Genomic DNA, 26,115 nt, shown 5'->3' on the forward strand with positions numbered 1-26,115 from the left:
CCCGGCAGGATGCGCTGCAGCGTCGTCAGCGTCGCCTCATTGGCCACATAGCCCGAGGTGAACAGCAGGGCCGCTTCCTTCCGGTGCCAGCTGGCCAGCTCGGCCTCCAGATCGACCGCCGACCGGGTTGTGCCCGAGATGTTGCGGGTGCCGCCGGCGCCCGCGCCGACCGCGTCGATCTCCGCCTGCATGGCCGCCAGCACCGCCGGATGCTGGCCCATGCCGAGGTAGTCGTTCGAGCACCAGACGATCACGTCCTGCTCGGACCCGTCCTCACGACGGCGGATCGCTTTCGGGAACTGGCCGCGCACGCGCTTCAGGTCGGCGAAGACGCGGTAGCGCCCCTCGCCCTTGACCTGCTCGACAGCGGTCTGGAATGCGGCCTGGTAGTCGAACATCAGGATGGACCTCGCGACGAGCCAGACCAATCCCACCTGCACCGGCTTTGGTCACCTCCGGGAAACCCCTGACGCCCGAGGCTCAGGGGCGTTGGACGAGGATCGTCATCCGGACCAGTTCAGACAGGCTGCGGGCCTGCATCTTGGTCATCACATTCGCCCGGTAGACCTCGACCGTCCGGGGGCTGATCTCCAGGTCAAAGGCGATGACCTTGTTGGCATGGCCGGCCACAAGGCCGTCCAGGACCTGCCGCTCGCGCGACGAGAGGCTGGCGAGCCGTTCGCGCAGTTCCGTATCCCGTCCCGCCTGTTCCGCGGCCTGGGCCTGGCCGGCTATGGCCGCGCGGATCGAGGCGAGCAGGGCATCGTCATCGAAGGGCTTTTCGATGAAGTCCTTTACGCCGGCCCGAACCGCTTCAATGGCCAGGGGCACGTCGGCATGGCCGGTCATGACGATGACGGGGTGGCGCACGCCGATCTCGGCCAGGCGACGGACCATCTCCAGCCCATTCATGTCTGGCATGCGGACGTCGGTAACGATGCAGCCCGGTTCAAGATTGGGGGCGCGCGCCAGCAGGGCGGCAGCGGACTCATAAGTCTTCGAGACCACGCTCGCGGTGTCCAGAAGGAAGGCGAGGGAGTCCCGGATTGCGGCGTCGTCGTCGACAATGTGGACAACCGGCTCATTCGCCATCGTTGAGTTCCTCTTCGTCTACGGCGCGCAGTGTAAAGCAAAATCGGGTGCCTCCACCCTGGTTCGGCTCCATCCAGATGCGCCCGCCGTGCGCTTCGATGATGGTCCGTGAAATTGACAGGCCCACGCCCATACCGGTCCGCTTGGTCGTGACAAAGGGCTGGAACAGCTGGTCGGCGATCTCCGGACTGATGCCCGAACCCGTATCGGCCACTGTCACCTGGGCATGGTCGTCCGCCGCCGGGTCGATCCTGATCTCCAGAACCCTTTTCGAGCCTGCCTCCATGGCCTCCATGGCGTTGCGTATCAGATTGAGCGCCACCTGCTGGATCTGGACCTTGTCGGCGAGAACACATTCGATCCCGGGCGAGAACCGGAACTGCACGCGCACGCCGTGCTCCTTGGCCCCGACGAGGGCGAGGGCGCTGGCCTCCTCGATCAATTTGGGCAGGCTCTCGACCCGACGTTCGGCTTCGCCGCGCGCGACGAAGTCCCGCAACCGCCGGATTATTTCTCCAGCGCGAAGAGCCTGTTCGCCGGCCTTCTCAATGGCTTCCAGCAGGCGCTCCCTCGGTACAGGCTCTGCCGCGAGCAGCCGTGATGAGCCCTTCAGATAGTTGGCCATGGCCGACAGCGGCTGGTTCAGTTCGTGCGCGAGCGCCGAGGCCATCTCGCCCATGGCCGTCAGTCGCGAGATGTGGACCAGTTCGGACTGCAGTTCCTGCAGCCGCTGCTCCGTGTCCTGCCGTTCACTGAGGTCGCGGACAAAGCCGGTGAAGAAGCGCTGGTCGCCCGAAATCATCTCGCCGACCGACAGCTCCATCGGAAAGGTCGAGCCGTCGCGGCGCTCGCCCACAACGACCCGGCCGACCCCGATGATGCGCCGCTCTCCGGTGGTCAGATACCGATCGAGGTAACCATCATGCTGCTCACGGTAGGAATCCGGCATCAGCATCTTCACGTTCTGTCCGATCACCTCGTCGGCTTTCCAGCCGAACAGGCGTTCCGCCGCGACGCTGAACGACTGCATGATCCCGCGCTCGCAGATGACCACCATGGCGTCCGGTACAGTGGCGAGGATGGACTGGAGGTGGGCCTCGCGGGCGAGCAGGTCGCGGTTCACGGCCTCGGCGCGGGACCGCATGATCTGGAAGGCCTCGCCGCCGGCCGTGATGGCCGCGCCGATGAACAGGAAGATCACACCGCCGATCAGGTCGCCGGCTGTCAGGCCATCGGCGACGCCCGCGACATACAGACCGCTGGCAAGCCCAAGCAGGATCGCCACCGCCCCGGCGGGGGCGCCGCCGAGCGCCGCGGCGCCGATGACCGCCGGCATGAAAATCAGGAAGGCCAGCCGATCCTCGAGCAGAGGCGACATGATGGGGCGCAGCATGAAGCCGGCAGCAGTGAGTGACACAGCGGTCGCAAGGCCGAGGCGGGTATGTCTCGCCGCCAGCATCCAGTCCCGGATAGACCGGGCCTCGATCGCCTGCGCGGGGGTAGTCGTCATCCTGGCCTCCGCAACAACCCGTAGGTGAAACTCCCGAATTTCACCAGATGCATTGGGCCGCTAGGTCGGCGCATGCCGCACAATGACCATGACCGACCGGGCCTTGCGACGTTGTCGGGGGGGCTGCCGCCGGCCTGGCGATCGCATGCCGCGCGCAGCCTGCCGCGCTACACCAGCTATCCGACGGCGGTCGCCTTTGCGCCTGTCGAGGGCGACGCGCAGGTCCGGAGCTGGCTGTCCTCCATTGGGGCTGAACAGACGATCTCCGCCTATGTCCATGTGCCCTTCTGCCGTCGGCTGTGCTGGTACTGCGGATGTCACACCAGCGTCGTCCATGACTACGATCGGGTCGGGGCCTTTTTCGAAACCCTGATCCGCGAAGTGGATCTGTGGGCGAGCGCCGCCGGGCCGCATGCCGGGGCCGCTCACCTGCATTTCGGGGGCGGCAGTCCCAACGCCCTGTCTCCCGAACATTTCCATACCCTGGTCCGCCACATGGCCGACCGGTTCTCCCTGCGACCCGGCGCTGAAGTGGCCGTCGAACTCGACCCGGGCATGCTGTCGGACGCGTTCATCGATGCAGCCGGCGCTGCGGGCGTGACGCGCGCAAGTCTCGGCGTCCAGACCTTCGACGGCGATACGCAGGCGCGCGTCAACCGGATCCAGTCCTTCGACCGGGTGGCGACCGCGACCCATCGGCTGCGGCAAATGGGGGTCGACGCCATCAATTTTGACCTGATGTACGGCCTTCCGGGTCAGACGCCGGAGAACGTCGCCGCCTCGGCCTCGGCCGCGGCGAGCCTGCGTCCGGACCGTGTGGCGGTTTTCGGCTACGCCCATGTACCCTGGATGAAGAAGCACCAGGTCATGATCAGGGAGGGCGAACTCCCCGACGGGGACGAGCGCTGGGCCCAGGCCGAGGCGGCCGACTCGGTCCTGCGGGCGGAGGGGTATCTGCGGATCGGGCTGGATCACTATGCGCTTCCCGGCGACCCGCTGGCCAGGGCGGCCGCCGCGGGAACCCTGCGGCGGAATTTTCAGGGCTATACCGACGATCCCGCGCCTGTGCTCGTTCCCATCGGCCCGTCCTCGATCGGCCGGCTCGCGGCGGGATTCGTCCAGAATGCTGCGGCGACTGACGTCTGGAGCCGCGCGGTTGAAGCCGGGCGCCTGCCCGTCGCTCGGAGCCTGCGCGTCTCGGCGGAAGACGACCTGCGAGCGGGCGTCATCGAACGGTTGATGTGTGACCTGAGCGTCGATGTCGGCGCCGAGTGCGTCAGTCGGGGCTTCGAGCCGACCGCGCTGGATGACTCCATCGCAGCCGCGTCCGCGCTCCAGGTCGACGGACTGTGCCGGGTCGAGGGCCGCACGGTGACCATCCCTGCGGAAGCCTTCCGGTTGATGCGGGTCGTGGCAGCCTGTTTCGATGCGGGGCTTCTCACCGTTGAGCGTCGGCACGCCCGCGCGGTGTAGAGGGCCCGTCGGCCGGCATCAGGGAAACCCCTTAGGGGGCAGACCCGAATACCGGTGAACCGGGCAGGGTCCTAGCTTGCGGCATCGACCGTGCCTGGAGGATCGGATGACCGCCCTACGTTATTGCGAGCCCCCACAAGCGGCCGCCCCGTCGATGGACCCCACGCCCGATTGCGCCCTCTGCGGCGCCTTCGTAAGCGCCACGACGGCGCCCCGTTCGCCCTTCGCTCCCGGCGCGCTTCTGTTCCAGCAAGGGGACGCCGTCCGGCTCGTCTATCGCATCCTCAGCGGCGCCGTGATCAGCTACCGACTGCTGAGCGATGGCCGCCGCCAGGTTACGGGCTTCCATCTGCCGGGCGACTTCCTCGGCCTCGAGGCCGGCGTGGAGCACGCGACCACCACGGAGGCCCTGAGCCGCGTGGATGCTCTGGCGATGGAGCGGACCGAGCTGGCCGGACGCGCCGTGACCGATGTCGATCTGGCGAGAGCCCTGTGGCAGGTGACCGTCCGCGCCTTCCGGCGTAGCGAAGACCACGCCCTGATCCTTGCGCGGCAGGGCGCCACCGAGCGTGTCGCCGCCTTCCTTCTGGATTTCGCGGAACGGATGGGCCAGCCGGAAATCATCGACCTGCCCATGACGCGGCAGGACATCGCGGACCATGTTGGCCTGACCATCCATACGGTCTCGCGCACCCTGTCCCAGCTCCAGGACCAGGGCATGGTTGAGGCCCGGTCGTCCCGCCACGTGCGCCTGCTGCAGCGTCATCGGCTTGAGGGCCTGTGCGCGTGACGGCCGATCTCGTCATCGGCCCGGCACGACCCTGCGTCATCCTCGTCGATGACGATCCCGCAGTGACTCACGCCATGCAGTTCTCATTTGACCTTGAGGGGCTGGATGTTCGTAGTTTCCGCGATGGCGAGAGCGTCCTGGCGGCAGACGACCTGCCACAAACAGGCTGTCTGATTCTCGACCACAACCTGCCGGGCATGGACGGGTTGGCGCTGTTGGAAGGCCTGCGCGCGACGGGCGTCCGCCTGCCGGCGATCCTGATCACGACCAATCCGAGGACCGCCCTGCGAAACCGGGCGGCGGCCGCGGGCGTACCCATTATCGAGAAGCCGCTCCTGACGGACGCCTTGCTGACAACCGTCAGGAAGGCGCTGGCTCGACAGGCCTGAAACGCGGCTTCACCCCGCGCGCTGAAGCGCACGCCGGGACTGCAGCAGCCATGCGCCCGCCCCGGACACACCGATCGCGGCGACCAGCAGTGTCCCGGCGGCGATGCATCGCACACAATGTCCCAAGGTCGGCCCGCACATCGCCGCGTTCGCAGCCATGTGCTCTGCGGCCAGCAGGCCAGCGCCCGCGGCGGCGCCACCCAGCGACAGGCCGAGGATGATGAGGGCCGCGCCCAGCACCTGTTGTTCTTGAATGTCCTGAATCTGCATCTCGGGTCTCCGTGAGGCACAAGACCCGAAAATTGCGCGCGCAGCTTTGCGCCAGCGCAAGGCGCTCGCCGCGAAGTCCGGGCACGGAGACATCCTCTGTTCGAGGGATCTATCCGAATGCCGTCCATCGCAACGCCCGACGCCGACACCCCGTCAGACGTGGTCGCCCTGTTCCTGTTCCTCGGCGTGGCCGCGGTCCTGGCCTTGTTCGCGACCGGCCTGACCGATGACTCGGCCTTCCGGTTTCACGGCTATATCCTCATGGCCGCCTCGGTCCTGGCCTTGAGCGCCCTGACCATCGGCGTCGCCCACGGCAGGTTCCGTTCAGACCCCGGCCGCTATCAGGACGGCGTGATTCGCGCCGGGGTCATCGCCACCATGTTCTGGGGCGTCATCGGCATGACCGTCGGCGTCTTCATCGCCGCCCAGCTGTCGTGGCCCGAGATCTTCTACTTCCCTGAGCATGGCTGGCTGAATTTCGGCCGCCTGCGCCCGCTGCACACATCGGGCGTGATCTTCGCCTTCGGCGGCAACGCCCTGATCTGTACCTCCTTCTGGGTGGTGCAGCGGACCTGCAAGGCGCGCCTCGCGGGCGGGATCTGGCCCTGGTTCGTATTCTGGGGCTACCAGCTGTTCATCGTCCTGGCGGCCACCGGCTATGTCGCCGGCATCACCCAGTCGCGCGAATACGCCGAGCCGGAATGGTACGTCGATATCTGGCTGACCATCGTCTGGGTCGCCTATCTGCTGGTCTTCCTCGGCACGATCTGGAAGCGCAAGGAACCCCACATCTATGTGGCCAACTGGTTCTATCTGGCCTTCATCGTCACCGTCGCCCTGCTGCATCTGGTCAACAACGCCGCCGTGCCGGTGGGCCTGTTGGAGGCGCGCAGCTACTCCGCCTTCGGCGGGGTGCAGGACGCGCTCGTGCAGTGGTGGTACGGCCACAACGCCGTCGGCTTCTTCCTGACCGCCGGTTTCCTGGCGATGATGTATTATTTCGTGCCCAAGCGGGTCGAGCGGCCGGTCTATTCCTACCGCCTGTCGATCGTCCACTTCTGGTCGCTGATCTTCATCTACATCTGGGCCGGTCCGCACCACCTGCACTACACGGCCCTGCCGCAGTGGACGCAGACGCTGGGCATGACCTTCTCGATCATGCTGTGGATGCCGTCGTGGGGCGGGATGATCAACGGCCTGATGACCCTGTCGGGCGCCTGGGACAAGCTGCGCACCGACCCCGTCGTCCGCATGATGGTTGTGGCCATCGCCTTCTACGGCATGTCGACCTTCGAGGGCCCGCTGATGTCCATCCGGACGGTCAACGCCCTGTCGCACTATACCGACTGGACCATCGGCCACGTCCACTCCGGGGCGTTGGGCTGGGTCGGCTTCATCAGCTTCGGCGCGATCTACTGCCTCGTGCCGTGGCTGTGGAAGAAAGACCGGCTGTATTCGAACGCCCTGGTCGAGTGGCATTTCTGGATCGCGACGACCGGGATCGTTCTCTACATCACCGCGATGTGGGTCTCCGGCATCATGGAAGGCCTGATGTGGCGCGAGTACACGCCCGACGGCTTCCTCGCGAACAGCTTCATCGAGACGGTGTCCGCCAAGCATATCCAGAACGTCATCCGCACCGTCGGCGGCCTGATGTTCCTGAGCGGCACGCTCATCATGTCCTACAACCTGTGGCGAACGATCCGCATGCCGTCCGTGCCGAACAGCGCGGCTGTCCCGGCGACGACGATCGAGCCGCGACTCCTGCCGGCCGAGTGAGGATCAGAACCATGTGGAAGCACCATAAGAGATTTGAACGTCACTCGCTCTGGCTGGTCCTCGGCATCACGGTGGTGGTTTCGGTCGGCGGGATCGTCGAGATCGCGCCCCTGTTCTGGGTCGAGAGTACGATCGAGGAGGTCGAGGGCGTGCGCCCCTACACCCCGCTCGAGCTGGCCGGCCGGGACATCTACATCGCCGAGGGCTGCTATGGCTGTCACTCGCAGATGGTCCGGCCCCTGCGCGACGAGGTCGAACGCTACGGCCACTACAGTCTTGCCGCAGAGAGCATGTACGACCATCCGTTCCAGTGGGGGTCCAAGCGAACGGGTCCCGACCTCGCCCGGGTGGGCGGCAAATACTCGAACGACTGGCATGTCGAGCACCTGACCGACCCGCGCTCGGTGGTGCCGGAATCCAACATGCCTCCCTACCGGTTCCTGGCGGACCAGGACCTCGACGTGCACGCGATCCGCGCAAAGCTGGCCGCGATGGTGGCCGTCGGCGTGCCCTATACGGCCGAGCAGGTCGAAAACGCCGAGGCCGACCTGAACGCCCAGGTCGATCCCTACGCCAGTGAGACCTCGGACCTGCGGAGCCGCTACGGGCCCCGCGTGGCCCAGGGCGACTTCGACGGCAACCCGGCGCGCCTGACCAAGATGGACGCCCTGATCGCCTATCTGCAGCAACTCGGCACCCAGGTCGACTTCAGCACCTATCAGGCCGAAGACCCGGAGAATCTGCGATGACCGGCCTCGACTACGAGACCGTGGCGCGGTTCGCCCAGCAGGGCGGCACCCTCTACTTCATCGCCATCTTCGTCGCCGGCGTCGTCTATGCGCTGCGCCCCAAACACCGCGACACGTTCAAGCGGCTGTCCCACCTCCCGCTCGAGAAAGACGAGGGCGAAGATGTCTGAAACCGAGCGCGACGAACACTCCGGCGTCGAGACGACCGGACACGAATGGGACGGCATCAAGGAGCTGGACAATCCGCTCCCTCGCTGGTGGCTGTGGATCTTCTATGGCTCCATCGTGGTGGCCATCGTCTACTGGGTGCTGATGCCGGCATGGCCCGGGCTGAACGGCTATACGCCCGGCCTGCTGAAACAGTCCGACCGCGCCGACGTCGCTGAGGAGCTGCAGGCGCTGCAGGTGCAGCGCGGTCGCGGCGAAGCCATGCTGGCCACCGCCTCGCTGCAACAGATTGAAGCGGACCCGGATCTCCAGGCCCATGCCCTGTCAGTGGGCCAGTCGGTGTTCGGCGACAACTGCGCGACCTGCCACGGCGCGGGCGGCGGCGGCACGCGGGGCTATCCCAACCTGCGCGACGACGTCTGGCTGTGGGGCGGATCACTGGATGAGATCGAGCATACCCTGCGTGTCGGCGTTCGGGCCGCCCACCCGGAAACCCGCACCTCGCAGATGCCGGCCTTCGGTCGCGACAACATGCTGACTGCGGCCCAGGTGTCCGACATGACCGAATATGTGGTGGCCCTCTCGGGCCGCCCTGCGGATGCCGCAGCCGTCGAACGCTCGCGGCAAATCTATGCTGACAACTGCGCCGCCTGCCATACGCCCACGGGCGTGGGCGACCAGGCGCAGGGTGCTCCGAACCTGACCGACCGTGAGTGGCTGTACGGGTCGGACCGCGACGCCATCCGCGGCCAGATCCACAATGGCCGCAACGGCGTCATGCCCAGCTGGGAGGGCCGGTTCTCGCCCGCGGTGATCAAGGCGCTGGCCGTCTATGTCCACGTGAACGCCGGCGGCGCCGCCGAGGTCCCCGGAGTCGTCGAACCCGCGCCATGACCATCATCATCGACCGCACCCGCGATCGCTCCAAGGCGACCGGACCGGTCTCGGTCGCCGAGCGGCAGCGGGAAAAGGAGAAGCCGAAGGGCCTCTACAAGGCGCGGGTGCCGATCTATCCCAAACTGGTCCACGGCCGGTGGCGGTGGATCAAATGGGCCCTGCTGATCGTCATGCTGGCGATCTACTATGTCACGCCCTGGATCCGCTGGGACCGCCCCGGCGTCCTGCCGGACCAGGCCGTGCTGGTGGATTTCGACGGCGGCCGCTTCTATTTCTTCATGGTCCAGCTATGGCCGCAGGAGGTGTATTTCATCACCGGCCTGCTGGTGATGTCTGCCCTTGCGCTCTTCCTCGTGACCGCTCTTTTCGGTCGTCTGTGGTGCGGGTACGCCTGCCCCCAGACGGTCTGGACCGACCTCTACATCTACATCGAGCGCCTGTTCGAGGGCGACCGGAACGCGCGGATGCGGCTGGATGCGGCGCCCATGTCGTTCAACAAGCTGTGGCGCAAGACCGGTAAACACGCCGTCTGGATCGGCGCCGCCTTCGGCACGGGCGGGGCATGGATCTTCTATTTCCACGACGCGCCGGACCTGATCCGCACCTTCTGGGTCGGGACGGCGCCGATGACGGCCTATGTCTCGTGCGCCATCCTGACCTTCACCACCTATGTCTTCGCCGGCCATATGCGCGAGCAGGTCTGCACCTACATGTGCCCGTGGCCGCGCATCCAGGGGGCCATGCTCGACGACCAGTCCTTCCAGGTCACCTATCGCTACGACCGGGGCGAGCCGCGCGGCCCGCACAAGAAAACGGAGACCTGGGACGGCCGCGGCGACTGTATCGACTGCAACCAGTGCGTCGTGGTCTGCCCGATGGGCATCGATATTCGCGACGGGGCCCAGCTGGAGTGCATCAACTGCGGCCTGTGCATCGACGCCTGCAACGAGGTGATGGACAAGGTCGGCCGCCCACGCGGCCTGATCGCCTATGACACCGATTCCGCGGTCGCGGCGCGCAGTTGCGGCCAGAAGCCGGAGCATCGGCTGGTCCGACCGCGCACGCTTTATTACGGCATCGCCCTCGCGGTCGTCGGCGGGCTGATGATCTGGGGCTTCAGCGTCCGGCCCCAGCTCGACGTCCACGCCCTGCGCGACCGCAATCCGGCCTTTGTGCGCCTGGCTGACGGATCGGTGCGCAACGGCTACACGCTCAAGATCGCCAACCACGGCTTCGAGCCGACCACGATCGACATCCGCTACGCCGGGGTTCCGGGCGCGGTGCTCCGCAGCGCGGGGCGGCCGGTGGAGACTCCCTTGCGGGTCGCGGTCGAGCCCAATCGCGTCACCCCCTTGCGCGTCTTCGTCACCGCCCCCGCCGAGCAGGTCGGCAGCGGCAGCCAGGAAGCCGCCTTCGAGATCCGCTCGGACGTCGAGACTCGCACCGTTCCCACGGCCTTTGAATACGGAGACCCCCAGTGATGTCCGCTCCGGCTCCACCGACCAGACCCCCGTTCACGATCAAGGGCTGGCACGTCGCCGTGGCCATGGTCGCCTTCTTCGGGGTGATCATCGCGGTCAACACGGTCTTCCTGACACAGGCCTACCGCAGCCACCCCGGCCAGGTCGCGCCCAAGCCCTATGAGGCGGGGCTGATCTACAATGCCGAGCTGGAGCGTCAGCGGGCCCAGCTCGCACTGGGATGGCGCGCCGCCGCCGAGGCCGGGGCCGACGGGTTGATCGTGCTGATGCAGGACCGCGACGGGGCCCCGATCAGCGGCCTTACCGTGACCGCCACCCTGCAACGACCGGCGACCGAACATGGCCGCACCGAGCTGGCCCTCACCGAGACCGCCCCGGGCCGCTATGGCGGCGCGAAGGCCGGGCTGACGGGGGCGTGGGACACCCGCATCGAGGCCCGGGCGGCGTCGGGCGCGGCCTTCATCGCCGAGCGGAGGCTGACGTGGCCCTGACCCTCGACGCCATGACCGGACCTGATATGTCGGCCTTCCTGCGCCGGTCCGACGATGGTCGCACATCCCTCGACCTTCTGGTCACCGGCGCTCGTTGCGCCGGCTGCATCTCAAAGATCGAGCGGGAGATGGCGGGGCTCGCCGGTGTCGAGAACGCGCGGCTTAACCTGTCCACCGGACGTCTGGCGCTCGGACTCAGGGACGCGAACGTCGATCCGGGACGGATCATCGCGGCGCTCGGGCGGTTGGGCTATCCGGCCACCCCCTATGATCCGGGCGCCGCGCTGGTGGAGCGTGACCGCGAGGGACGACGGCTGATCCTCGCCCTCGCCATCGCCGGCTTCGGGTCGATGAACGCCATGATGTTCTCGGTTCCAGTCTGGGCCGGGCTGTTCGACCAGGAGTTGGGACCGGCCACCCGCTCTATGATGATGTGGCTGTCGGCCATCGTCGGCGCGCCCTGCGCCATTTTCGCGGGGATGACCTTCTTCCGGTCGGCCTGGCGATCGCTGCGCGCCGGCCGCGCCAATATGGACGTGCCGATCTCGGTCGGGGTGATCCTGACGCTGGCGATCAGCTTCTCCGAGACGATCCTGAACGGACGTGACGCCTATTTCGACGCAGCGGTGTCGCTGCTGTTCCTGCTGCTGATCGGGCGGTGGCTGGATCATGTGCTGCGCGCCAAGGCCCGAAGCGCCGCCGGCGATCTGCTGGCGCTCCAGGCGCCTGTCGCCTGTATCGTCGACGCGGCCGGCCGCGAGCGCTCGATTCCGCTCGGCGACGTCCAGCCGGGAGACCTCCTGCGCGTGCGTCCCGGCGAACGCATTCCGGTCGACGCCATGCTTGAGGACGGCGAGGCCCTGCTCGACAACAGCCTGCTGACCGGCGAGAGCGCGCCCGAACGGGTCGGGCCAGGACAGCTGTGCCGTGCGGGCGCCGTCAACACCTCCGGTCTGCTGACGTTGCGCGCCAGCGCACGATCCGAGGACTCGACCCTGGCGGCCATCGCCCGTCTCGTGGACGCCGGGGCCCAGTCGCGCTCGCGGTATGTCCAGCTCGCTGACCGTGCGGCGGCCCTCTATGTCCCGGTGGTCCATGCCGCCGCGCTTGCGACCTTCGCCGGCGGCTGGGCCCTCGGTCTCGACCCGCGGGAAGCACTCATCCGGGCTGTCGCAGTCCTGATCATCACCTGCCCTTGCGCCCTCGGGCTGGCGGTTCCGGCGGTGCAGGTAGTCGCTTCGGCGCGCCTTTTCCGACGCGGCGTCCTGGTCAAGTCCGGCGCTGCACTCGAGCGGCTGGCCGAGATCGATCATGTCGTTTTCGACAAGACGGGCGTTCTGACCGAGGGGCGACCGGCCCTTGTCGGCGCGTCGCCGACGATCATCGCGCTCGCCGCGCCCCTCGCGCGGGCCTCAAGCCACCCGATGGCGCGCGCGGTCGCCCGGGCCGCGGGCGAGGGCCCTCTGGCGACCGAGGTCGTTGAGCACACCGGCCTTGGCGTCGAGGGTCTGATCGACGGTCGCCGCGCCCGGCTCGGGCGGGCCGCCTTCGTGGGCGTTCCGACCCTGCGGTCCGGTGAAACTGAACTCTGGTTCGGCTTTGAAGGCGAGTCCAAGGTCCGTCTGCAGTTCTCGGATGTCCTGCGCACGGACGCTGGCGCTACGATCGCGGCTCTCAGGGCGCGCGGGATCACGATTGAAATCCTGTCGGGCGACCAGAGCGGCGCGGTCGGGGGCGTAGCGGACGCGGTCGGCGTCGCCTCCTGGCGGGCGGGTCTCATGCCGGAGGAGAAGGCGGGGGCGATCGACAACCTCGCCGCCAAGGGCCGCAAGGTCCTGATGATCGGGGACGGGCTGAATGACGCCGCCGCCCTGGCGCGCGCCCATGCCGCCATAGCGCCTGGAACGGCGCTGGCGGCCAGCCAGAACGCCGCAGATCTTGTGCTGACCGGAGACGCGCTGATGGCCGTCGTCGAGGCCATAGACGTCGCGCGCTCGGCCCGCCGTCGCGCACTCGAGAATTTCGGCTTTGCAGCCCTCTACAATCTGGTGGCCGCCCCCGCGGCCATGATCGGCCTGGTGAACCCCTTCGTCGCCGCCCTGGCAATGTCCGGCTCTTCGCTGGTCGTGACGCTCAATGCGCTTCGGGTGAGGGCTCCGCGATGAATATCATCTTCCTGCTGGCTCCTTTTTCGGTGCTTCTCGGCCTCGTCGCCGTCGGGGCCTTCGTCTGGACTCTCCGTTCCGGGCAGTACGACGATGTCCAGGGCGCGGCGGCGCGTATCCTTATCGACGATGTCGATCCGGACGCGCCGGACCCGGGCGGCGGTACCGACACCTAGCCCGGGCGTTCCGGTCCTTCGCCGATCAGCGGACGCGGGGCATCCTATCCGTAAAAAGCAGCCCGGCCGCGCACGGGCTCAAGGGCTGGGCCGTGGCCGACGTCAAACGGCCGCCAGGGCCTGGAACAGCGCCCTGTCAGCCGGGACCTGCTGCAGGATCGACATCCGAAGCCTCCGTGCGGAGACGTTGGCGGAACTCGTCAAGGCGGGCGCGGTAGCCTTCGGCGTCGCCGTATTCGAGAAACTGGTAGTAGCGCAGATGCGGGTCGGTGATCCCGAAGGCGTGTTTGATGGGGCACCAGTATTGCTCGGTGCGGCTGGAGATCTCGCGCACATAGGCGACGACGCCGTTGGCGTACTCGCAATAGAGGCAGTTGAGCGCCTCGACCGCGTTCAGATAGCCCAGCCTGTTACGATCAATGACGATGTATCTGGAGCGGCGGACCATCGGGATCCGGTAGGCCCGGAAGCAGACTGCCTGATAGAGCGAGGCCCAGGCGTCGATCAACAGAACCGGGATGATCAGGGAGTAGATCAACGGGGCGGTGACGATCGTGGCGAGGTCTGATCGAGCCATGAAGGCCGTGACCCCGAGCCGCAGCTGACGCTGGCGCTGGGTGATCCCGTGCTCGAACTCAATCAGGCCGGCGTTGAATTTCCAGCCCAGGTCGGCCCGGCGTTTTTCAATTTCCCGGTCGAGCTCCCCCTGCAGGCGGACAATTTCTTCGGCCAGTTGCTCAATACGCCGCGGCATTGGGGCTTCCCTCACTCTGGACCAGGGGAGGCACTGGACCCCGACCGAGCAGGTGAAGCCTTGATCCATCGCAAAGCGACGGTCGCCTCCGGTGAAGCCCCTAGGGAGACCTGCCTAGGGGGAGCTCCCCAATGTCGGGATCCGCCCCCGCGGTCTAACCCTTGCGGGATCGCAGAGGGAGCCTGGATATGATCTCGATTGGGATGCCCGGCAGTCTGGCCGGAGGCGTGGCGGCGGTGCGGGGCGATGGCTGGGACGGTGCGCTGCGGATGGATTTCGCTGCCGGCGAGGAGGTCTATGGCCAGGACGAGGCCGCCGACCTGATCTATTGCCTGACCAAGGGATCGATCCGGACGAGCCATCTGCTGGCGGACGGCCGCCGACAGATCGGCGAATTCTACTTCGAAGGCGATGTGTTCGGCGTGGAGACGGGTCCGAAGAACCGCTTCTCCGCGGAGGCGCTGACACCTTGCGAGGTCATGGTTGTAAATCGGAGCGGATCCTCCGCCTTTGGGGCCGGCCGGGTTGAGAAGATGCTCTGGGCCGCGACAGCGACAGAGTTGGCGCGGGCCCAGACGCATATGCTTCTCCTGGGCCGCGCTACGGCCTGCGAACGGGTGGCCCGCTTCCTTCTCGACATGGCTGACCGTTTTCGTGGCGACCTGGTCGCCCTGCCGATGGGCCGGCAGGACATGGCCGACTATCTGGGACTGACCATCGAGACGGTTTCCCGGATGCTCGGCCGCTTGCAGGCCGACGGCGCGGTCGAGTTCGCTGACTGCCGGCATTTCCGGGTCCGTCAGCGCAGCAGCCTGACCAGGCTCGCGGCCGCGTGACCGACGCTCGGCGGCATTTCCCTGCGGAAGCCGGAGATTTGACCGGCGTCAACGACAGCGCCCGGCCTTTGCACCCTGATGGACGGCAAGGAGAATTCGAATGAAATCCACCCCGGCTCGCACCCTCATCGCCGTCCTGGCGGCCGCCCTGGCTCTGTCCGCCTGCGCCACCGCAACGCCCTATCACGCCGCCTCGCCGACCGACCCCGCCCATTCGGACGGCTACCGCGAGCTGCGGGTGGAGCCGGAGCGCTGGCGCGTCGCCTTCGCGGGCAATAGCCTGACCTCCCGGGAGACGGTCGAGACCTACCTGCTGTACCGGGCCGCCGAGCTGACCCTGCAGAACGGCTACGACTGGTTCCAGGCGGTCGAGCGCGACACCGAGGAACACGTCACCCTGGTTGTCCGGGGGCCGATCGGAGCCTGGGGACCCGGCTGGGAGCCGCACTGGCGTTATGCCTATGGCGTCCGCGGGGGCTGGCAGGCATGGGATCGTCATGGCGTTGAGCCGGTGTTCGACGTCCGGCGCATCACCGCCTACGAAGCTGTCGCAGAGGTGGTGATGCGCCGCGGGGCGAGACCGGCCGACGATCTGCGCACCTTCGACGCACGGGCGGTCAAGGCATCGCTCGAAGACCGCATCATCCGGCCGGAAGGCCCGGCGCGATGAACCGCCTGACCGGCAAGGTCGCCGTGATCACGGGCGCCGCCGTGGGCCTCGGCCGCGCAATCGCCGTCCGCATGGCCGAAGAGGGGGCGTCCGTCGCTTTGCTCGACATCCGTGACGCCGACGGCCGGGAGCTCATCGCCGAGCTCAAGGCCAGGGGTCTGCCGGCGGCCTACTGGCGTTGCGACGTATCCATCGAGGGCGAGGTGAAAGCCGTGATGCAGAAGGTCGTGCAGCATTTCGGCCGCCTCGACATCCTGGTCAACAACGCCGGCATAGCCGGGGTCAACAAGCCGACGCACGAGATCACCGAAGCCGAATGGGACCGGGTTCAGGCCGTCAACGTCAAGGGCGTTTTCTTCTGCACCAAGCACGCCATTCCCCACCTGAAACAGGCCGGCGCCGGATCGGTCATCAACCTGTCCTCGATCTACGGCCTCGTCGGCGGGCCGGATGTTCCTCCGTATCATGCCTCGAAAGGCGCTGTCCGGTTGATGAGCAAGACCGACGCCATGCTCTACGCGCCCGACCGGATCCGCGTGAACTCCATCCATCCCGGGTTCATCTGGACGCCGATGGTCGAGGCCCACCTCTCGACCCAGGGTGATCTGGAGGAAGGGCGAAAGGCGACCGCCGCACTGCACCCGCTGGGCCATATCGGAGAGCCCGATGACATCGCCTGGGGCGCCGTCTATCTCGCCTCGAACGAAGCCCGCTTCGTCACCGGGGCCGAACTGGTCATCGACGGCGGCTATTCCGCCCGCTAGGCCGGGTGGGTGCGGTGAAGCTCAGCCGTCGGGACGAGCGACGATTGCGATGCTCCGAGGAAGAGTGCTTGCATGGCCCCATTATCGCGGGACGCTGGCGCCCGTCAGGAAGGATGCCAGCTTGCGCCAGGCGTCCGCACCATCACTGGCGAACTGCAGCAGGTCCAGGTCTTCGGGGCTGATGAAGCCGTTCGCCAGAAGCGTGTCGAACCGTATCAGGTCGGTCCAGTAGCCCTTGTCCACCAGAACGACGGGCACGGGCCTCATCTTGCCCGTCTGACGCAGCGTCAGGATTTCGAACAGCTCGTCCAGGGTTCCGAAGCCGCCCGGAAAGACCACGAGCGCGTTCGCGCGCATCGCCAGGTGCATCTTGCGCATGGCGAAATAGTGGAATCGGAAAGTCAGGTCCGGCGTCGACCATGCGTTCGGTTCCTGCTCCGCGGGCAGGCTGATGTTGAAGCCGATCGAGGGCGCACCTGCGTCCACGGCCCCCCGGTTGGCCGCGGCCATAATCCCCGGCCCGCCGCCGGTGGCGATGACGTTCTGCCGCGGCTGGCCGCCGCCGACGAGCGCGCCGCCCTCGCGGGAGGCCAGATCCGCGAAACGGCGGGCCTCGGCATACCAGCGCGCATGATCGGCCGGGCCGTCCTCGGCGATGCGTGCGCTGCCGAAGACAACGATCGTCGAGGCGACGCCCCAGGCGCGCAGGATATCATCGGCCTTGGCGAACTCCATCAGGAAGCGCACGCCGCGCATGGAGTCGCCGAGCAGGAAGGCTTCGTCGGCTGCGGGGAGGCGATAGGCCCGGCTGGCGAGTTGGGCGGCGTTTGAAGCTGTGGGAGAATCGCTCATCGATCAGACTCGAGGGCCTCGCTCAGCCTGCCTACCAGGCGGGCCCTTTCCGCATCGCTCGGGAGTCGCTGGAGCGTCTCGTTCAGGGTGACGAGGAAGGCGGCGCGGTCGTTATGCCAGTCCGGACGAGTCGCCTGCCCCCGCTCCAGGCGTGCGCCGGTGCGGGGCAGGGGCGTCGCAGCCGTCCGGGTGAGCAGATAGGTCTGGTCGAGCAGGGCCGTGACGGGCCGGTAGCCGGCTTCGGTCAGCCGGCCCGCGAGCGTCGCAAGCGCCGACGGTTCGCCATGATCGAGCAGCACGGATCCTCCGACAGGACCTCTGGCCTTGAGCCATTCCACCAGATCGGTCGCATCGCCATGGCCGGAGTAGCAGTCGAGGTTGCGGATCCGCGCGCCGACCCGGAAGTCTTCCCCCTGGATTCGGACGAAGGAGCGACCCTCGACCAGCATGCGGCCGAGGGTTCCGGCGGCCTGGAAGCCGGTCATCAGAACGGTCACCTCCCGGCGCCACAGCAGGCGTTTGAGGTGCCGCCGGATTCGTCCGGCATCGCACATGCCGCTGCCGGCCAGGATGATGTGCCATCCGGTCAGCCGTTCCAGCCGGTCACTTTCGTCGGGGCGCATCAGGTGGTGCAGCCGGGTGGCGTGCCGCAGCGGTTCGAACGGATTGTCGCCGCTGTCAGGATTCCAGCCGCGCCGCAGAAAGACCTCGGTCGCTTCGATGGCGAGCGGCGAATCGAGGAAGATGTCAGCGGCCAGATCCGGCTCAGCTTCCATGACCGCGAGCAGATCGAGGATCAACTCCTGGGCGCGGCCGACGGCAAAAGTCGGGAGCAGAAGCGGTCCGCCCGCCGCCCGTGCCTGGCGCAGTTCGTCCGCGAGGGCGTGACGGCGCGCATCGAGTTCCAGATCGATGCGCTCCCGGTCGCCGTAGGTGCTTTCGAGGATCACATGATCTACGCCGATGGGGCCATCCGGACTGGGCAGGAAGGGTTGCCGGCCCGAGCCGAGGTCGCCCGAGAACAAGAGATTCAGGCCGTCGGCTGCCTCGCCGATCTGGACCTGGATCGAAGCGGCGCCGAGGAGATGGCCTGCCGGCCACCAGGTCGCCCGGACGCCTTCGACAATCGGACACGGCTCTTCGAACTTGACCCGCTCGAACAGCCGCAGCGTCGGATCGACGTCTTGGGTGGTGTAGATCGGTTCTACGGGCCTCAGTCCTCGCTGCGCGTTCCGCCGGTTGAGGCGCCGGACCTCGCCCTCCTGGATGCCGGCGGAGTCCGCCAGCATGACCTCGCAGAGATCCCGCGTGCTCCGCGTCGTGAAGATCGGACCGCGATAGCCGGCCCTGACCAGTTTGGGCAGCAGTCCGGAGTGGTCGATATGGGCGTGGGTCAGCAGGACCGCGTCGAGCGAGTCCGCAGAGAATGGGAAGGGCTGGTAGTTGAGAGCCTTGAGGGTCTTGGGTCCCTGAAACATGCCGCAGTCGATGAGAATCCTCCGCCCCTCCGCTTCGAGCAACATGCAGGAGCCGGTGACGCACTCGGCAGCCCCGTAGAAGGTCAGTTGGGCGGTCATGGCGTGGTTCCCGGGGAAGGTGGAATGGACACTGTCCAGAAGGGCGACGCGACCGGGCCCGGCGCAGCCGCGCGGGCGGGCGGTACGCCCGGATGAACGCCGAACCTCTGCATCAGCGGCTCTGCAAACGCGGGCCGGCCATGTCAGTGCGCCAGCAGGAGACTGGGGCCGCCGGTGTGGCGCAGGAAGCGCCGTGTGGCCCCGCCGAAGATCGTCTCGCGGACCCGTGAATGGCCCCAGGCGCCGGCGACAAGCAGTCCGATCTGTCGGGCTTCCGCCGCCGCGATCAGGGCTGCGCCTGCGTCGGCGCCCTCCACCGGGACGGCCACCCCCTCGCCGACGCCGTGGCGCTTGAGGTAGGCGTTGAGCAGGTCGATGTCGGGGTCGCCTGCCTGCCGTTCCAGGCCGGTGATGCACTGCAGAACGTGGATGGCGCTGGCCATCGCCAGCAAGGGCAGGGCGGCGCGAACCGCGCGGCCGGCCTGGAGGCTCCCGTCCCATGCTATCGCCGCAGGCCCTGACAGGCGATCCGGATCGCCGCGGGCGACCAGCACCGGCGCGCGGTCGCTGAGAAGCGCCTGGTCCAGCAACTCCTGCGTGAGCCCGGGCCGGATACTCTCTTGACCGATCACCACCAGATCAGCGAGGACGGTCTGGCGGGACAGGGCCAGCGAGGGCCGCAAGCTCCGGCCGAGAACACGGATGCGGGGTGCGCCGTCTCCGGGCCCGAACACCACGTCAGCGTCCTTCGCCGCACGGCGCGCCACGTCTTCAATCCGGACCTGCAGGCCTCGTTCGGCCGCCGCCAGTTCCTCCACGGTGTCCTGGGAAACCGTGGAGCCGAGGGTGAAGCCGAGGGCGATCATGTCTGCGGTGGAATCCGGATAGACGGGAACGATATCCACGACAGCGTCGTGCTGGGCCGCCAGCGTTGCGGCGAAGGCAAGGGCGGACGAGTCGCTCGCGTCGCCCGAAGCCAGGGCAAGGATGCGTTTCAGGCTCATGATGGTTCTCCCTTCCACGGAACCATGCACCCGCCCGGCAGGCCTCATCCTTGATCCGTGTCAAAACGCCGAACAGCCGCAGGTGGGCATGGATTCCAAGCCTCAGCCGGTGAAGGTCTCCAACATTTTGCGGCCGTCCAAGGTCTCCGGCCGCGGAGAATGGCCATGGCCGCGCCCCGGAAACGGGGGCCCGGAGCCGCAAGGCTCAGGGCTCGGCCTCGACGGTTTCGAGCCAGGCGATCAGATCGTCAATCTCGCTCGCACGGAAGTTGAAGGCGGGCATGGCGGGGTGGCTGGTCACCAATCCTTCGGCGAAGGCGCCTTCGAGCCGGTCGAGAGGGTAGCGGTGAACCACCTGCCGGAAGGGCGGGGCTGCGGCCATCGGGCTGGCTCCGACCGGTCCGGTGGCGTGACAGCTGGCGCAGGCGGAGTCGGCGAGCCGCCGGCCGCGCTCGGCCGCCTGGACCGGCCCGTCCCCGGCAAATGACGCGGGCGTCGGGACAGGCGGCTGGATGGCTCCGCAGCCGGTGCAGAACAGCGCCAGGGCGGCGAGGGAGCGCAGGACGAACATGAGATTTCTCCACGACTGTCCCAGTCTTGTCCGGAAAGGGCGCCCCGGCATTGATCTTCGTCAATGCGGGCGCCGGATTTCTTCGATTTCCTGTCCGCAAGGAGATCGCCATGACCTACGCCAGCCTGCTCGTCGCCGTCGAAGACGGCCCTGAAAGCGACAGTCGCCTCGAACTCGCGTGCGATCTTGCCAACACCTTCGGCGCCCACCTGACCGGCCTGTGTACGGGCTCGATGGCCCCGCCGCTGTATGATCCGCTGGGCGGCGGAGCGATGGTGGGCGAGTTGCTCACCCTGTATCGCGACATGGCGCAGGCCGACGTCGAGCGCGCCCGCAATCGCTTCTCCGGGATCGTCCGGGAGCGGGATATTGAAGCCGACTGGCGGGGCCAGATCGGCTATCCGGGCGAGGCGTGCACGCGCGCCGCGCGCGCGGCCGACCTGGTCGTGCTTGGCAGCCGCAACCCGCGCGGTCCCTACCACGCACCGGATGTCGCCGATGTGCTCATGGGATGCGGCCGGCCGGTCCTGGTGGTCCCGCCCGTCCGCGTCCGAAATCCTGTTGGCGAGCACGCCCTGGTGGCCTGGAAAGACTGTCGGGAAGCCCGCCTGGCGCTTGCGGCGGCCCTCCCGCTGCTGCGCCGGGCGCAGGGTGTCACCCTCCATTCGATCTGCTCAGGCGACGACGCGGCCGTGGTCGAAGTCGAGTTGGCCGATGTCGTCCACTTCCTCGCCCGGCATGGAATTTCCGCTGAACCGTTGATCGCGCGCCGGGGTGAACGGCCGGTCGGTGGTCAGATTCTCGACGAAGCCCTCGCCCGGAACGCGGGCCTGATCGTGGCCGGCGGCTATGGCCACGCACGGTTGCGGGAATGGGCGCTCGGCGGGGTGACGCGCGACCTGATCAACGACAGCCCGATTTGTCTCTGCCTCGCCCACTGACGGCGGAGACCGCTGATGGCCCGAACCCTGAACCAGGTTCATCCTGAACGCGCCCGGCTCCGGACCGTGTGAGCCCATGCGGATCGGAATCATCGACGGGCATCCGGACCGCGATCCGTCGCGGTTCTGCCATGCCTTGGCCGACGCCTATGCGGATGGCGCAGGGGAGGCGGGGCACCAGGTCCGCCTGCTGCGCCTTGCGGACCTGGAGTTTCCCATGCTGCTGGATCGCGTCAGCTGGGAGGCCCCGCACGTCAGTCATGACCTGGCAGAGGTTCAGACTCTGGTGGCTTGGTCCGAGCACCTGATGATCGTGCACCCGCTGTGGCTCGGCGCCGCGCCGGCTCGACTCAAGGCTCTGCTGGAGCAGGTTTTTCGGCCGGGCTTCGCCTTCGGAGCCGGACAGGCCATGTCCGCGCGGCTCACCGGTCGATCCGCGCGGATCATCGTGACCATGGGCATGCCTGCGCCGGTGTACCGGCTCTGGTTCGGAGCCCACGGCCTCAAGGCGCTGAAACGGGGCATACTCGCCTTCGTGGGATTCCGGCCCATCCGCGACACCATGATCGGCGGTGTCGAAAGCCTCAACGCCGCGCGTCGGCAAGCCTGGCTGTCCACGGTGCGAACCCTGGGTTTCCGAGGGCGTTGAAGTGCGACATTTGCTGTCAGTCCAACGACAACGGGTGATGTCAGTTCAACGCCAACTTTTCTCCACTGAGCCCGGGCAGGGCGGGGGACGCTGAGTCTCCGGTTATCCCGGGTCTTGCTGGCAAAGGATTCCAGCACCTCGGCCTCGTGATCCACGGCTGGCCAGAGGTAGTGCATTTTGCCGTAGATATTCACGTAGACGTCGTTGACGTGCCACCGCCCGTGCGTGAAGGCGCGCCTCTGCCGGACCCGCTTCCTGCGGATCCCGGTTGCGAACATCGGACGGAAGCGGTTCCACCAGAACCGCACCGTCTCATGGCAAATGTCGATGCCGCCCTCGGCCAGCAGGTCTTACAGGTTTCGCAAGGACAGCAGCCACTTCACGTTCATGATCACCACGAGGCGGATCACCTCGGGCGAGCTGTCAAAGTAACGGAACGGGTTGGTCGATCTGGCCATGGCGACCCGCCTGGCGGGTCTGCCCTGGCGCCAAGCTGGGTTTTCGCTGACGGAGCCTGTGAGAACCGGCGCGCCGAGAAACCGCGCGTCGTGATTCGAATCCGTTACAGGAAGCCCCGTTCCCGACGCTCAGCCTCCGGCCAAGGTCGCCCATCGACAAGCGGCCACTTGCCGGCCGGCACTGCTGTGGCAGTTGTGACCGAATAAGTGCAGGCTCGCGACATCACCGCAACATTTGTTACATCGTGATACAAGTAAAGTGCAGTCATTTGGCGCCTTTATGACTGTTGTCGTGCCCTTTGCGCGACATTTCGTGAAATATCCAAGACACATGCCAATGTATCCATTGAACGGCGTTGGTTCATTGCCGCTAACTATTCACGACGCGTTTCCTCAGGTTGGACCTCGGGGAGTGATGCGCCCGTCGCTCGGTTGGAGCGGCGTCGCCGATTTCAGGAGAATCGCCCCGTGAAAGCTACTCTTCGCCGCCAGCGACTGCTGGCTTCCACCATCATCTGCGGCGCCGCGCTTTTCTCGGCGGCGGCCCCGGCCCTTGCGCAGGAAGCGACGCCTCAGGACGCTGAACTCGACGATGTCATCGTCACCGGTTCGCGCATCCCGCAAACCAACCTCGTCACCACCAGCCCGGTGACGCAGGTCACCGGCGAGGACATCGACGTCCAGGGCGTGACACGGGTCGAAGACCTGATCTCGCAGCTGCCCCAGGCCTTCGCCGCCCAGAACTCGACCGTCTCGAACGGCGCCACGGGTACGGCCACGGTTTCGCTGCGCAACCTCGGTTCGTCGCGCACCCTGGTGCTGATCGACGGTCGTCGCATGGGCTACGGCTCGCCGAGAGACGACGCCGCCGACCTGAACCAGATTCCGGAACAACTGGTCGAGCGTGTTGAAGTCCTGACCGGCGGTGCCTCCGCCGTTTACGGCTCGGACGCTGTCGCCGGCGTCGTCAACTTCATCATGAAGAAGGACTTCGAAGGTCTGCAGATCGACGCCCAGTATGGCTTCTATCAGCACAACAACGGCTATGACGGCGTGGGCAACCTGCGGAACGTCATCGCCGGTCGCGCCGCGACCAACCCGACGCAGTTCGCCCTGCCCGAGGACGAAGTCTCCGACGGTGAGAGCCGCTCGCTGAACGTGACCCTCGGCGTCTCGTCGCCGGACGGCCGCGGCAACATCATGGCCTACGCCGGCTATCGCAACAACAATGCGATCCTGCAGCGCGACCGCGACTATTCGGCCTGCGCGATCGATGGCGGGGCCGGCACCGCGGACTTCGTCTGCGGCGGCTCCAGCACCTCCTTCCCGGGGCGCTTCATTTCGCTGAACACCGGGTCCAATTCGACCGTCGGCGGAACCGCCGGCGTCGGCACCGGCACCTTCGTGCCCTTCAATGCCGCACTCAACCAGTACAATTACGGCCCGTCGAACTACTACCAGCGACCCGACGAGCGTTACACCCTCGGCGCCTTCGGTCGCTATGAAGTCAACGACAAGGCGGAAGTCTTCGCCCAACTGATGTTCTCGGACTATCAGTCGGTGGCGCAGATCGCTCCCTCGGGCGCCTTCCTCGGGCCGATCATCACGGTGCAGTGCGCCAACCCGCTGCTGTCGACCCAACAGCGCACCACCATCGGTTGCGCCGGCGGCGGTCTGGCCGGTTCCGTCGACATGCTGATCGGTCGCCGGAACGTCGAAGGCGGCGGTCGCCAAGACTCGCTCAACTACACCTCCTACCGCGGTGTGGCCGGGGTTCGCGGCGAGATCACGGACGGCTGGAACTACGATGTGGCCGCCCAGTTCTCGCGTGTTCGCCTCGCACGGACCGCTCTGAACGACTTCTCGAACACGCGTCTCGCCCGTGCGTTTGACGTCGTCGACAGCGACCCGGGCCCCGGCGTTACCGCGACCTGCCGGTCGGTGGTGGACGGGTCGGATCCCACCTGTGTGCCCTACAACATCTTCGCGCCGGGTGGCGTGACCCAGGCGGCGCTGGACTATGTGCAGATCCCGATGCTCCAGACCGGCGAGACCACCCAGCAGGTCGTGACCGCCGCCATCACGGGCGACACGGGCTGGTCCATGCCGGCCGCCTCACGCAGCGTTCAGGTCGCGTTCGGTGCCGAGTATCGCCGTGACTACCTCGGTTCGGTCACGGACAGCGCCTTCGCCACCGGCGACGGGGCAGGCACGGGCGGCGCCACCATCGGTTTCGTCGGTGACACCGAAGTTGCCGAAGTCTTCGGCGAGATCCAGATCCCGCTCGCAGACGACCAGCCCTGGGCCTATTCGGCCTCGCTGGACGCCGCCTACCGACGTTCGGAGTACGAAAACTTCGGCGCCGACACCTACAAGGTCGGGCTCGACTATGCGCCGGTTGAAGACGTCCGCTTCCGCGCCAGCTATTCGCGCGCGGTGCGGGCCCCGAACGTGATCGAACTGTTCACCGCGCGGGGCTTCAACCTGTTCGACGCGGACTTCGATCCCTGTTCGGCCCCCGGCCGCGCAGCGGAGGGAGCCGGACCGGTTCCAGCAAGCTGCGTGGGCGCAGGCGCTCACCAGGTGACGGCCGCTGAACGCGACGGAGGTCTGCTCGACAGCCCCGCCGGTCAGTACAACTTCCTTCAGGGCGGCAACGCCAATCTGGAGCCGGAGTCGGCGGATACCTACACCCTCGGCGTTGTCCTGACGCCGAGCTTCCTGCCTCGCTTCAACCTTTCGATCGACTACTACAGCATTGAGGTCGAAAACCTCATCGGCCGGATCGGTCCCCTGAACACCCTGGACGCCTGCTACACTGCCGGCAACGCCCTGGCGTGTTCGTTGATCGTGCGCGATGGTGCGACGGGGGCCCTGTGGCTCAACAACGGCAATGTCATCGACACCAACGTCAACATCGGTGGCCGCAACACCTCGGGCATCGATTTCAACGCCAACTACGGCGTTGATCTGGAAGACTGGGGTGCGGCCAACATGGGCTCGCTGCAGTTCTCGTTCGTCGGCACATTGCTGCAGGAACTGGGGACCGACACGGGTCTGGGCTTCGTCAACAGCGTGTACGACTGCGCGGGCTTCTATGCCAACCAGTGCGACGTCCCGAATCCGGAATGGCGTCACCGTTCGCGCATCACCTGGGCAACACCGTGGGATCTCGATATCTCGGGCACCTGGCGTTACTACGGCGAGTCGGAAGTCGCGGTTCTCGGGCCTGACGGCAGCCTGGACAACAGCCCGGCACGCATCGACAAGGTTCTTGACGACAAGAACTACTTCGACCTGGCCGCTGTTTGGCAGGTGAGGGACACCGTCACACTGCGCGCCGGCGTGAACAACGTGTTTGACAGCGATCCGCCTCTGTCCACCAGCGTCGGCACCGTCGGTAACGGGAACACCTATCCGCAGCTGTATGACTCGAACGGCCGCTACTTCTTCTTCGGTGTCACCGCCAACTTCTAGGGCCTGACGTCGAGAACATTCGGGGCGGCGGATCTTCGGGTCCGCCGCCCTTTTGGTCTCGCGGGCGGAGCGCCGTGAGTGGTCGCGTCAGCGGTGGGTTGTGAGCCGGGTGAGCGGGACCGACGAACGCCT

The 26,115-nt window shown here is 67.0% G+C and carries 26 protein-coding genes and 1 pseudogene; 17 read left to right on the plus strand and 10 right to left on the minus strand.

Going from position 1 to position 26,115, the window contains the following annotated elements:
* From B3E43_RS03590 to B3E43_RS03600, 3 genes are all read right to left on the minus strand, one after another.
* Positions 1-398, minus strand: a 398-nt coding sequence (locus B3E43_RS03590; RefSeq protein ID WP_292026677.1) for an aminotransferase class I/II-fold pyridoxal phosphate-dependent enzyme, incomplete at its 3' end; no start/stop codon positions are given.
* Between the two features lie 82 nt (positions 399-480).
* Positions 481-1,092 (minus strand): response regulator FixJ, encoded by a 612-nt coding sequence (gene fixJ / locus B3E43_RS03595; RefSeq protein ID WP_292026679.1) that lies wholly within the window; start codon positions 1,090-1,092, stop codon positions 481-483.
* Positions 1,082-2,602 carry a PAS domain-containing sensor histidine kinase gene (locus tag B3E43_RS03600; RefSeq protein WP_292026681.1) on the minus strand — a complete coding sequence of 507 codons (1,521 nt, stop codon included), beginning with the start codon at positions 2,600-2,602 and terminating at the stop codon, positions 1,082-1,084. The genes fixJ and B3E43_RS03600 overlap by 11 nt, the downstream gene beginning before the upstream one ends.
* Positions 2,603-2,674: 72 nt before the next feature.
* Here B3E43_RS03600 and hemN point away from each other — a divergent pair, with 72 nt between their 5' ends.
* The 3 genes from hemN to B3E43_RS03615 all read left to right on the plus strand — a co-directional run bounded on the left by hemN (position 2,675) and on the right by B3E43_RS03615 (position 5,254).
* Entirely contained in the window at positions 2,675-4,075 is a 1,401-nt protein-coding gene (gene hemN, locus B3E43_RS03605) for an oxygen-independent coproporphyrinogen III oxidase (RefSeq protein ID WP_292026683.1), read from the plus strand.
* Between the two features lie 106 nt (positions 4,076-4,181).
* Positions 4,182-4,865 (plus strand): helix-turn-helix domain-containing protein, encoded by a 684-nt coding sequence (locus B3E43_RS03610; protein WP_292026685.1) that lies wholly within the window; start codon positions 4,182-4,184, stop codon positions 4,863-4,865.
* Positions 4,862-5,254 carry a response regulator transcription factor gene (locus B3E43_RS03615; RefSeq protein WP_292026687.1) on the plus strand — a complete coding sequence of 131 codons (393 nt, stop codon included), beginning with the start codon at positions 4,862-4,864 and terminating at the stop codon, positions 5,252-5,254. The genes B3E43_RS03610 and B3E43_RS03615 overlap by 4 nt, the downstream gene beginning before the upstream one ends.
* Positions 5,255-5,263: 9 nt before the next feature.
* Here the strand turns inward: B3E43_RS03615 and B3E43_RS03620 are convergent, their stop codons facing one another.
* Positions 5,264-5,524 carry a hypothetical protein gene (locus tag B3E43_RS03620; protein WP_292026689.1) on the minus strand — a complete coding sequence of 87 codons (261 nt, stop codon included), beginning with the start codon at positions 5,522-5,524 and terminating at the stop codon, positions 5,264-5,266.
* A gap of 117 nt (positions 5,525-5,641) precedes the next feature.
* Here B3E43_RS03620 and ccoN point away from each other — a divergent pair, with 117 nt between their 5' ends.
* From ccoN to ccoS, 8 genes are read left to right on the plus strand one after another with little or no spacing between them, the layout of a single operon-like run.
* The gene (gene ccoN / locus B3E43_RS03625; RefSeq protein WP_292026691.1) at positions 5,642-7,303 is read left to right on the plus strand and encodes a cytochrome-c oxidase, cbb3-type subunit I; all 1,662 of its coding nucleotides are present in this window, start codon (positions 5,642-5,644) and stop codon (positions 7,301-7,303) included.
* A gap of 11 nt (positions 7,304-7,314) precedes the next feature.
* A complete protein-coding gene (gene ccoO / locus B3E43_RS03630; RefSeq protein ID WP_292026693.1) occupies positions 7,315-8,052 on the plus strand; it encodes a cytochrome-c oxidase, cbb3-type subunit II in 738 nt (245 codons plus the stop codon).
* Positions 8,049-8,222: a cbb3-type cytochrome c oxidase subunit 3 gene (locus B3E43_RS03635; RefSeq protein ID WP_292026695.1), complete on the plus strand. Its 174-nt coding sequence runs from the start codon at positions 8,049-8,051 to the stop codon at positions 8,220-8,222. The genes ccoO and B3E43_RS03635 overlap by 4 nt, the downstream gene beginning before the upstream one ends.
* On the plus strand, positions 8,215-9,114 hold the full coding sequence (gene ccoP, locus B3E43_RS03640; RefSeq protein WP_292026697.1) for a cytochrome-c oxidase, cbb3-type subunit III: 900 nt from the start codon (positions 8,215-8,217) through the stop codon (positions 9,112-9,114). Before B3E43_RS03635 ends, ccoP begins: the two co-directional genes overlap by 8 nt.
* The gene (gene ccoG, locus B3E43_RS03645; RefSeq protein ID WP_292026699.1) at positions 9,111-10,598 is read left to right on the plus strand and encodes a cytochrome c oxidase accessory protein CcoG; all 1,488 of its coding nucleotides are present in this window, start codon (positions 9,111-9,113) and stop codon (positions 10,596-10,598) included. Before ccoP ends, ccoG begins: the two co-directional genes overlap by 4 nt.
* Positions 10,598-11,089 carry a FixH family protein gene (locus B3E43_RS03650; protein ID WP_292026701.1) on the plus strand — a complete coding sequence of 164 codons (492 nt, stop codon included), beginning with the start codon at positions 10,598-10,600 and terminating at the stop codon, positions 11,087-11,089. The genes ccoG and B3E43_RS03650 overlap by 1 nt, the downstream gene beginning before the upstream one ends.
* Positions 11,090-11,100: 11 nt before the next feature.
* Positions 11,101-13,254, plus strand: a complete 2,154-nt coding sequence (locus tag B3E43_RS03655) for a heavy metal translocating P-type ATPase (protein WP_292026849.1) — start codon at positions 11,101-11,103, stop codon at positions 13,252-13,254.
* Positions 13,251-13,430, plus strand: a complete 180-nt coding sequence (gene ccoS, locus B3E43_RS03660) for a cbb3-type cytochrome oxidase assembly protein CcoS (protein ID WP_292026704.1) — start codon at positions 13,251-13,253, stop codon at positions 13,428-13,430. Before B3E43_RS03655 ends, ccoS begins: the two co-directional genes overlap by 4 nt.
* A gap of 136 nt (positions 13,431-13,566) precedes the next feature.
* On the opposite strand, the gene B3E43_RS03665 is transcribed toward ccoS, so the two are convergent.
* Positions 13,567-14,184, minus strand: a complete 618-nt coding sequence (locus tag B3E43_RS03665; protein ID WP_292026706.1) for a hypothetical protein — start codon at positions 14,182-14,184, stop codon at positions 13,567-13,569.
* A 188-nt stretch (positions 14,185-14,372) separates the two neighbouring features.
* Between B3E43_RS03665 and B3E43_RS03670 the strand changes: the two genes are divergently transcribed.
* From B3E43_RS03670 to B3E43_RS03680, 3 genes are all read left to right on the plus strand, one after another.
* Positions 14,373-15,020, plus strand: coding sequence for a helix-turn-helix domain-containing protein (locus B3E43_RS03670; protein WP_292026709.1), 648 nt, complete (start codon positions 14,373-14,375; stop codon positions 15,018-15,020).
* A gap of 100 nt (positions 15,021-15,120) precedes the next feature.
* Complete coding sequence (locus tag B3E43_RS03675) at positions 15,121-15,690, plus strand: CC0125/CC1285 family lipoprotein (protein WP_292026711.1); 570 nt, start codon at positions 15,121-15,123, stop codon at positions 15,688-15,690.
* Positions 15,687-16,454, plus strand: coding sequence for an SDR family NAD(P)-dependent oxidoreductase (locus tag B3E43_RS03680; RefSeq protein WP_292026714.1), 768 nt, complete (start codon positions 15,687-15,689; stop codon positions 16,452-16,454). The genes B3E43_RS03675 and B3E43_RS03680 overlap by 4 nt, the downstream gene beginning before the upstream one ends.
* Before the next feature lie 81 nt (positions 16,455-16,535).
* Here B3E43_RS03680 and B3E43_RS03685 read toward each other — a convergent pair whose 3' ends face one another.
* The 4 genes from B3E43_RS03685 to B3E43_RS03700 all read right to left on the minus strand — a co-directional run bounded on the left by B3E43_RS03685 (position 16,536) and on the right by B3E43_RS03700 (position 20,458).
* On the minus strand, positions 16,536-17,306 hold the full coding sequence (locus B3E43_RS03685) for a TIGR00730 family Rossman fold protein (protein ID WP_292026717.1): 771 nt from the start codon (positions 17,304-17,306) through the stop codon (positions 16,536-16,538).
* The gene (locus B3E43_RS03690; protein ID WP_292026719.1) at positions 17,303-18,883 is read right to left on the minus strand and encodes an MBL fold metallo-hydrolase; all 1,581 of its coding nucleotides are present in this window, start codon (positions 18,881-18,883) and stop codon (positions 17,303-17,305) included. The genes B3E43_RS03685 and B3E43_RS03690 overlap by 4 nt, the downstream gene beginning before the upstream one ends.
* Before the next feature lie 143 nt (positions 18,884-19,026).
* Positions 19,027-19,887 carry a universal stress protein gene (locus B3E43_RS03695; RefSeq protein WP_292026721.1) on the minus strand — a complete coding sequence of 287 codons (861 nt, stop codon included), beginning with the start codon at positions 19,885-19,887 and terminating at the stop codon, positions 19,027-19,029.
* A 205-nt stretch (positions 19,888-20,092) separates the two neighbouring features.
* Complete coding sequence (locus tag B3E43_RS03700; RefSeq protein WP_292026723.1) at positions 20,093-20,458, minus strand: c-type cytochrome; 366 nt, start codon at positions 20,456-20,458, stop codon at positions 20,093-20,095.
* Positions 20,459-20,568: 110 nt separating this feature from the next.
* On the opposite strand from B3E43_RS03700, the gene B3E43_RS03705 reads away from it, so the two are divergent.
* Entirely contained in the window at positions 20,569-21,399 is an 831-nt protein-coding gene (locus B3E43_RS03705; RefSeq protein WP_292026725.1) for a universal stress protein, read from the plus strand.
* A gap of 76 nt (positions 21,400-21,475) precedes the next feature.
* Positions 21,476-22,048 carry an NAD(P)H-dependent oxidoreductase gene (locus B3E43_RS03710; RefSeq protein ID WP_292026727.1) on the plus strand — a complete coding sequence of 191 codons (573 nt, stop codon included), beginning with the start codon at positions 21,476-21,478 and terminating at the stop codon, positions 22,046-22,048.
* Positions 22,049-22,158: 110 nt separating this feature from the next.
* Here the strand turns inward: B3E43_RS03710 and B3E43_RS16175 are convergent.
* Positions 22,159-22,326 (minus strand): annotated as a pseudogene (locus B3E43_RS16175) (DDE-type integrase/transposase/recombinase); the annotation flags it as partial.
* 648 nt (positions 22,327-22,974) lie between these two features.
* Between B3E43_RS16175 and B3E43_RS03715 the strand changes: the two are divergent.
* On the plus strand, positions 22,975-25,983 hold the full coding sequence (locus B3E43_RS03715; RefSeq protein WP_292026729.1) for a TonB-dependent receptor domain-containing protein: 3,009 nt from the start codon (positions 22,975-22,977) through the stop codon (positions 25,981-25,983).
* Positions 25,984-26,115: the final 132 nt, after the last annotated feature.

This window comes from Brevundimonas sp. UBA2416, assembly GCF_002343105.1.
Classification (GTDB): Bacteria; Pseudomonadota; Alphaproteobacteria; order Caulobacterales; family Caulobacteraceae; genus Brevundimonas.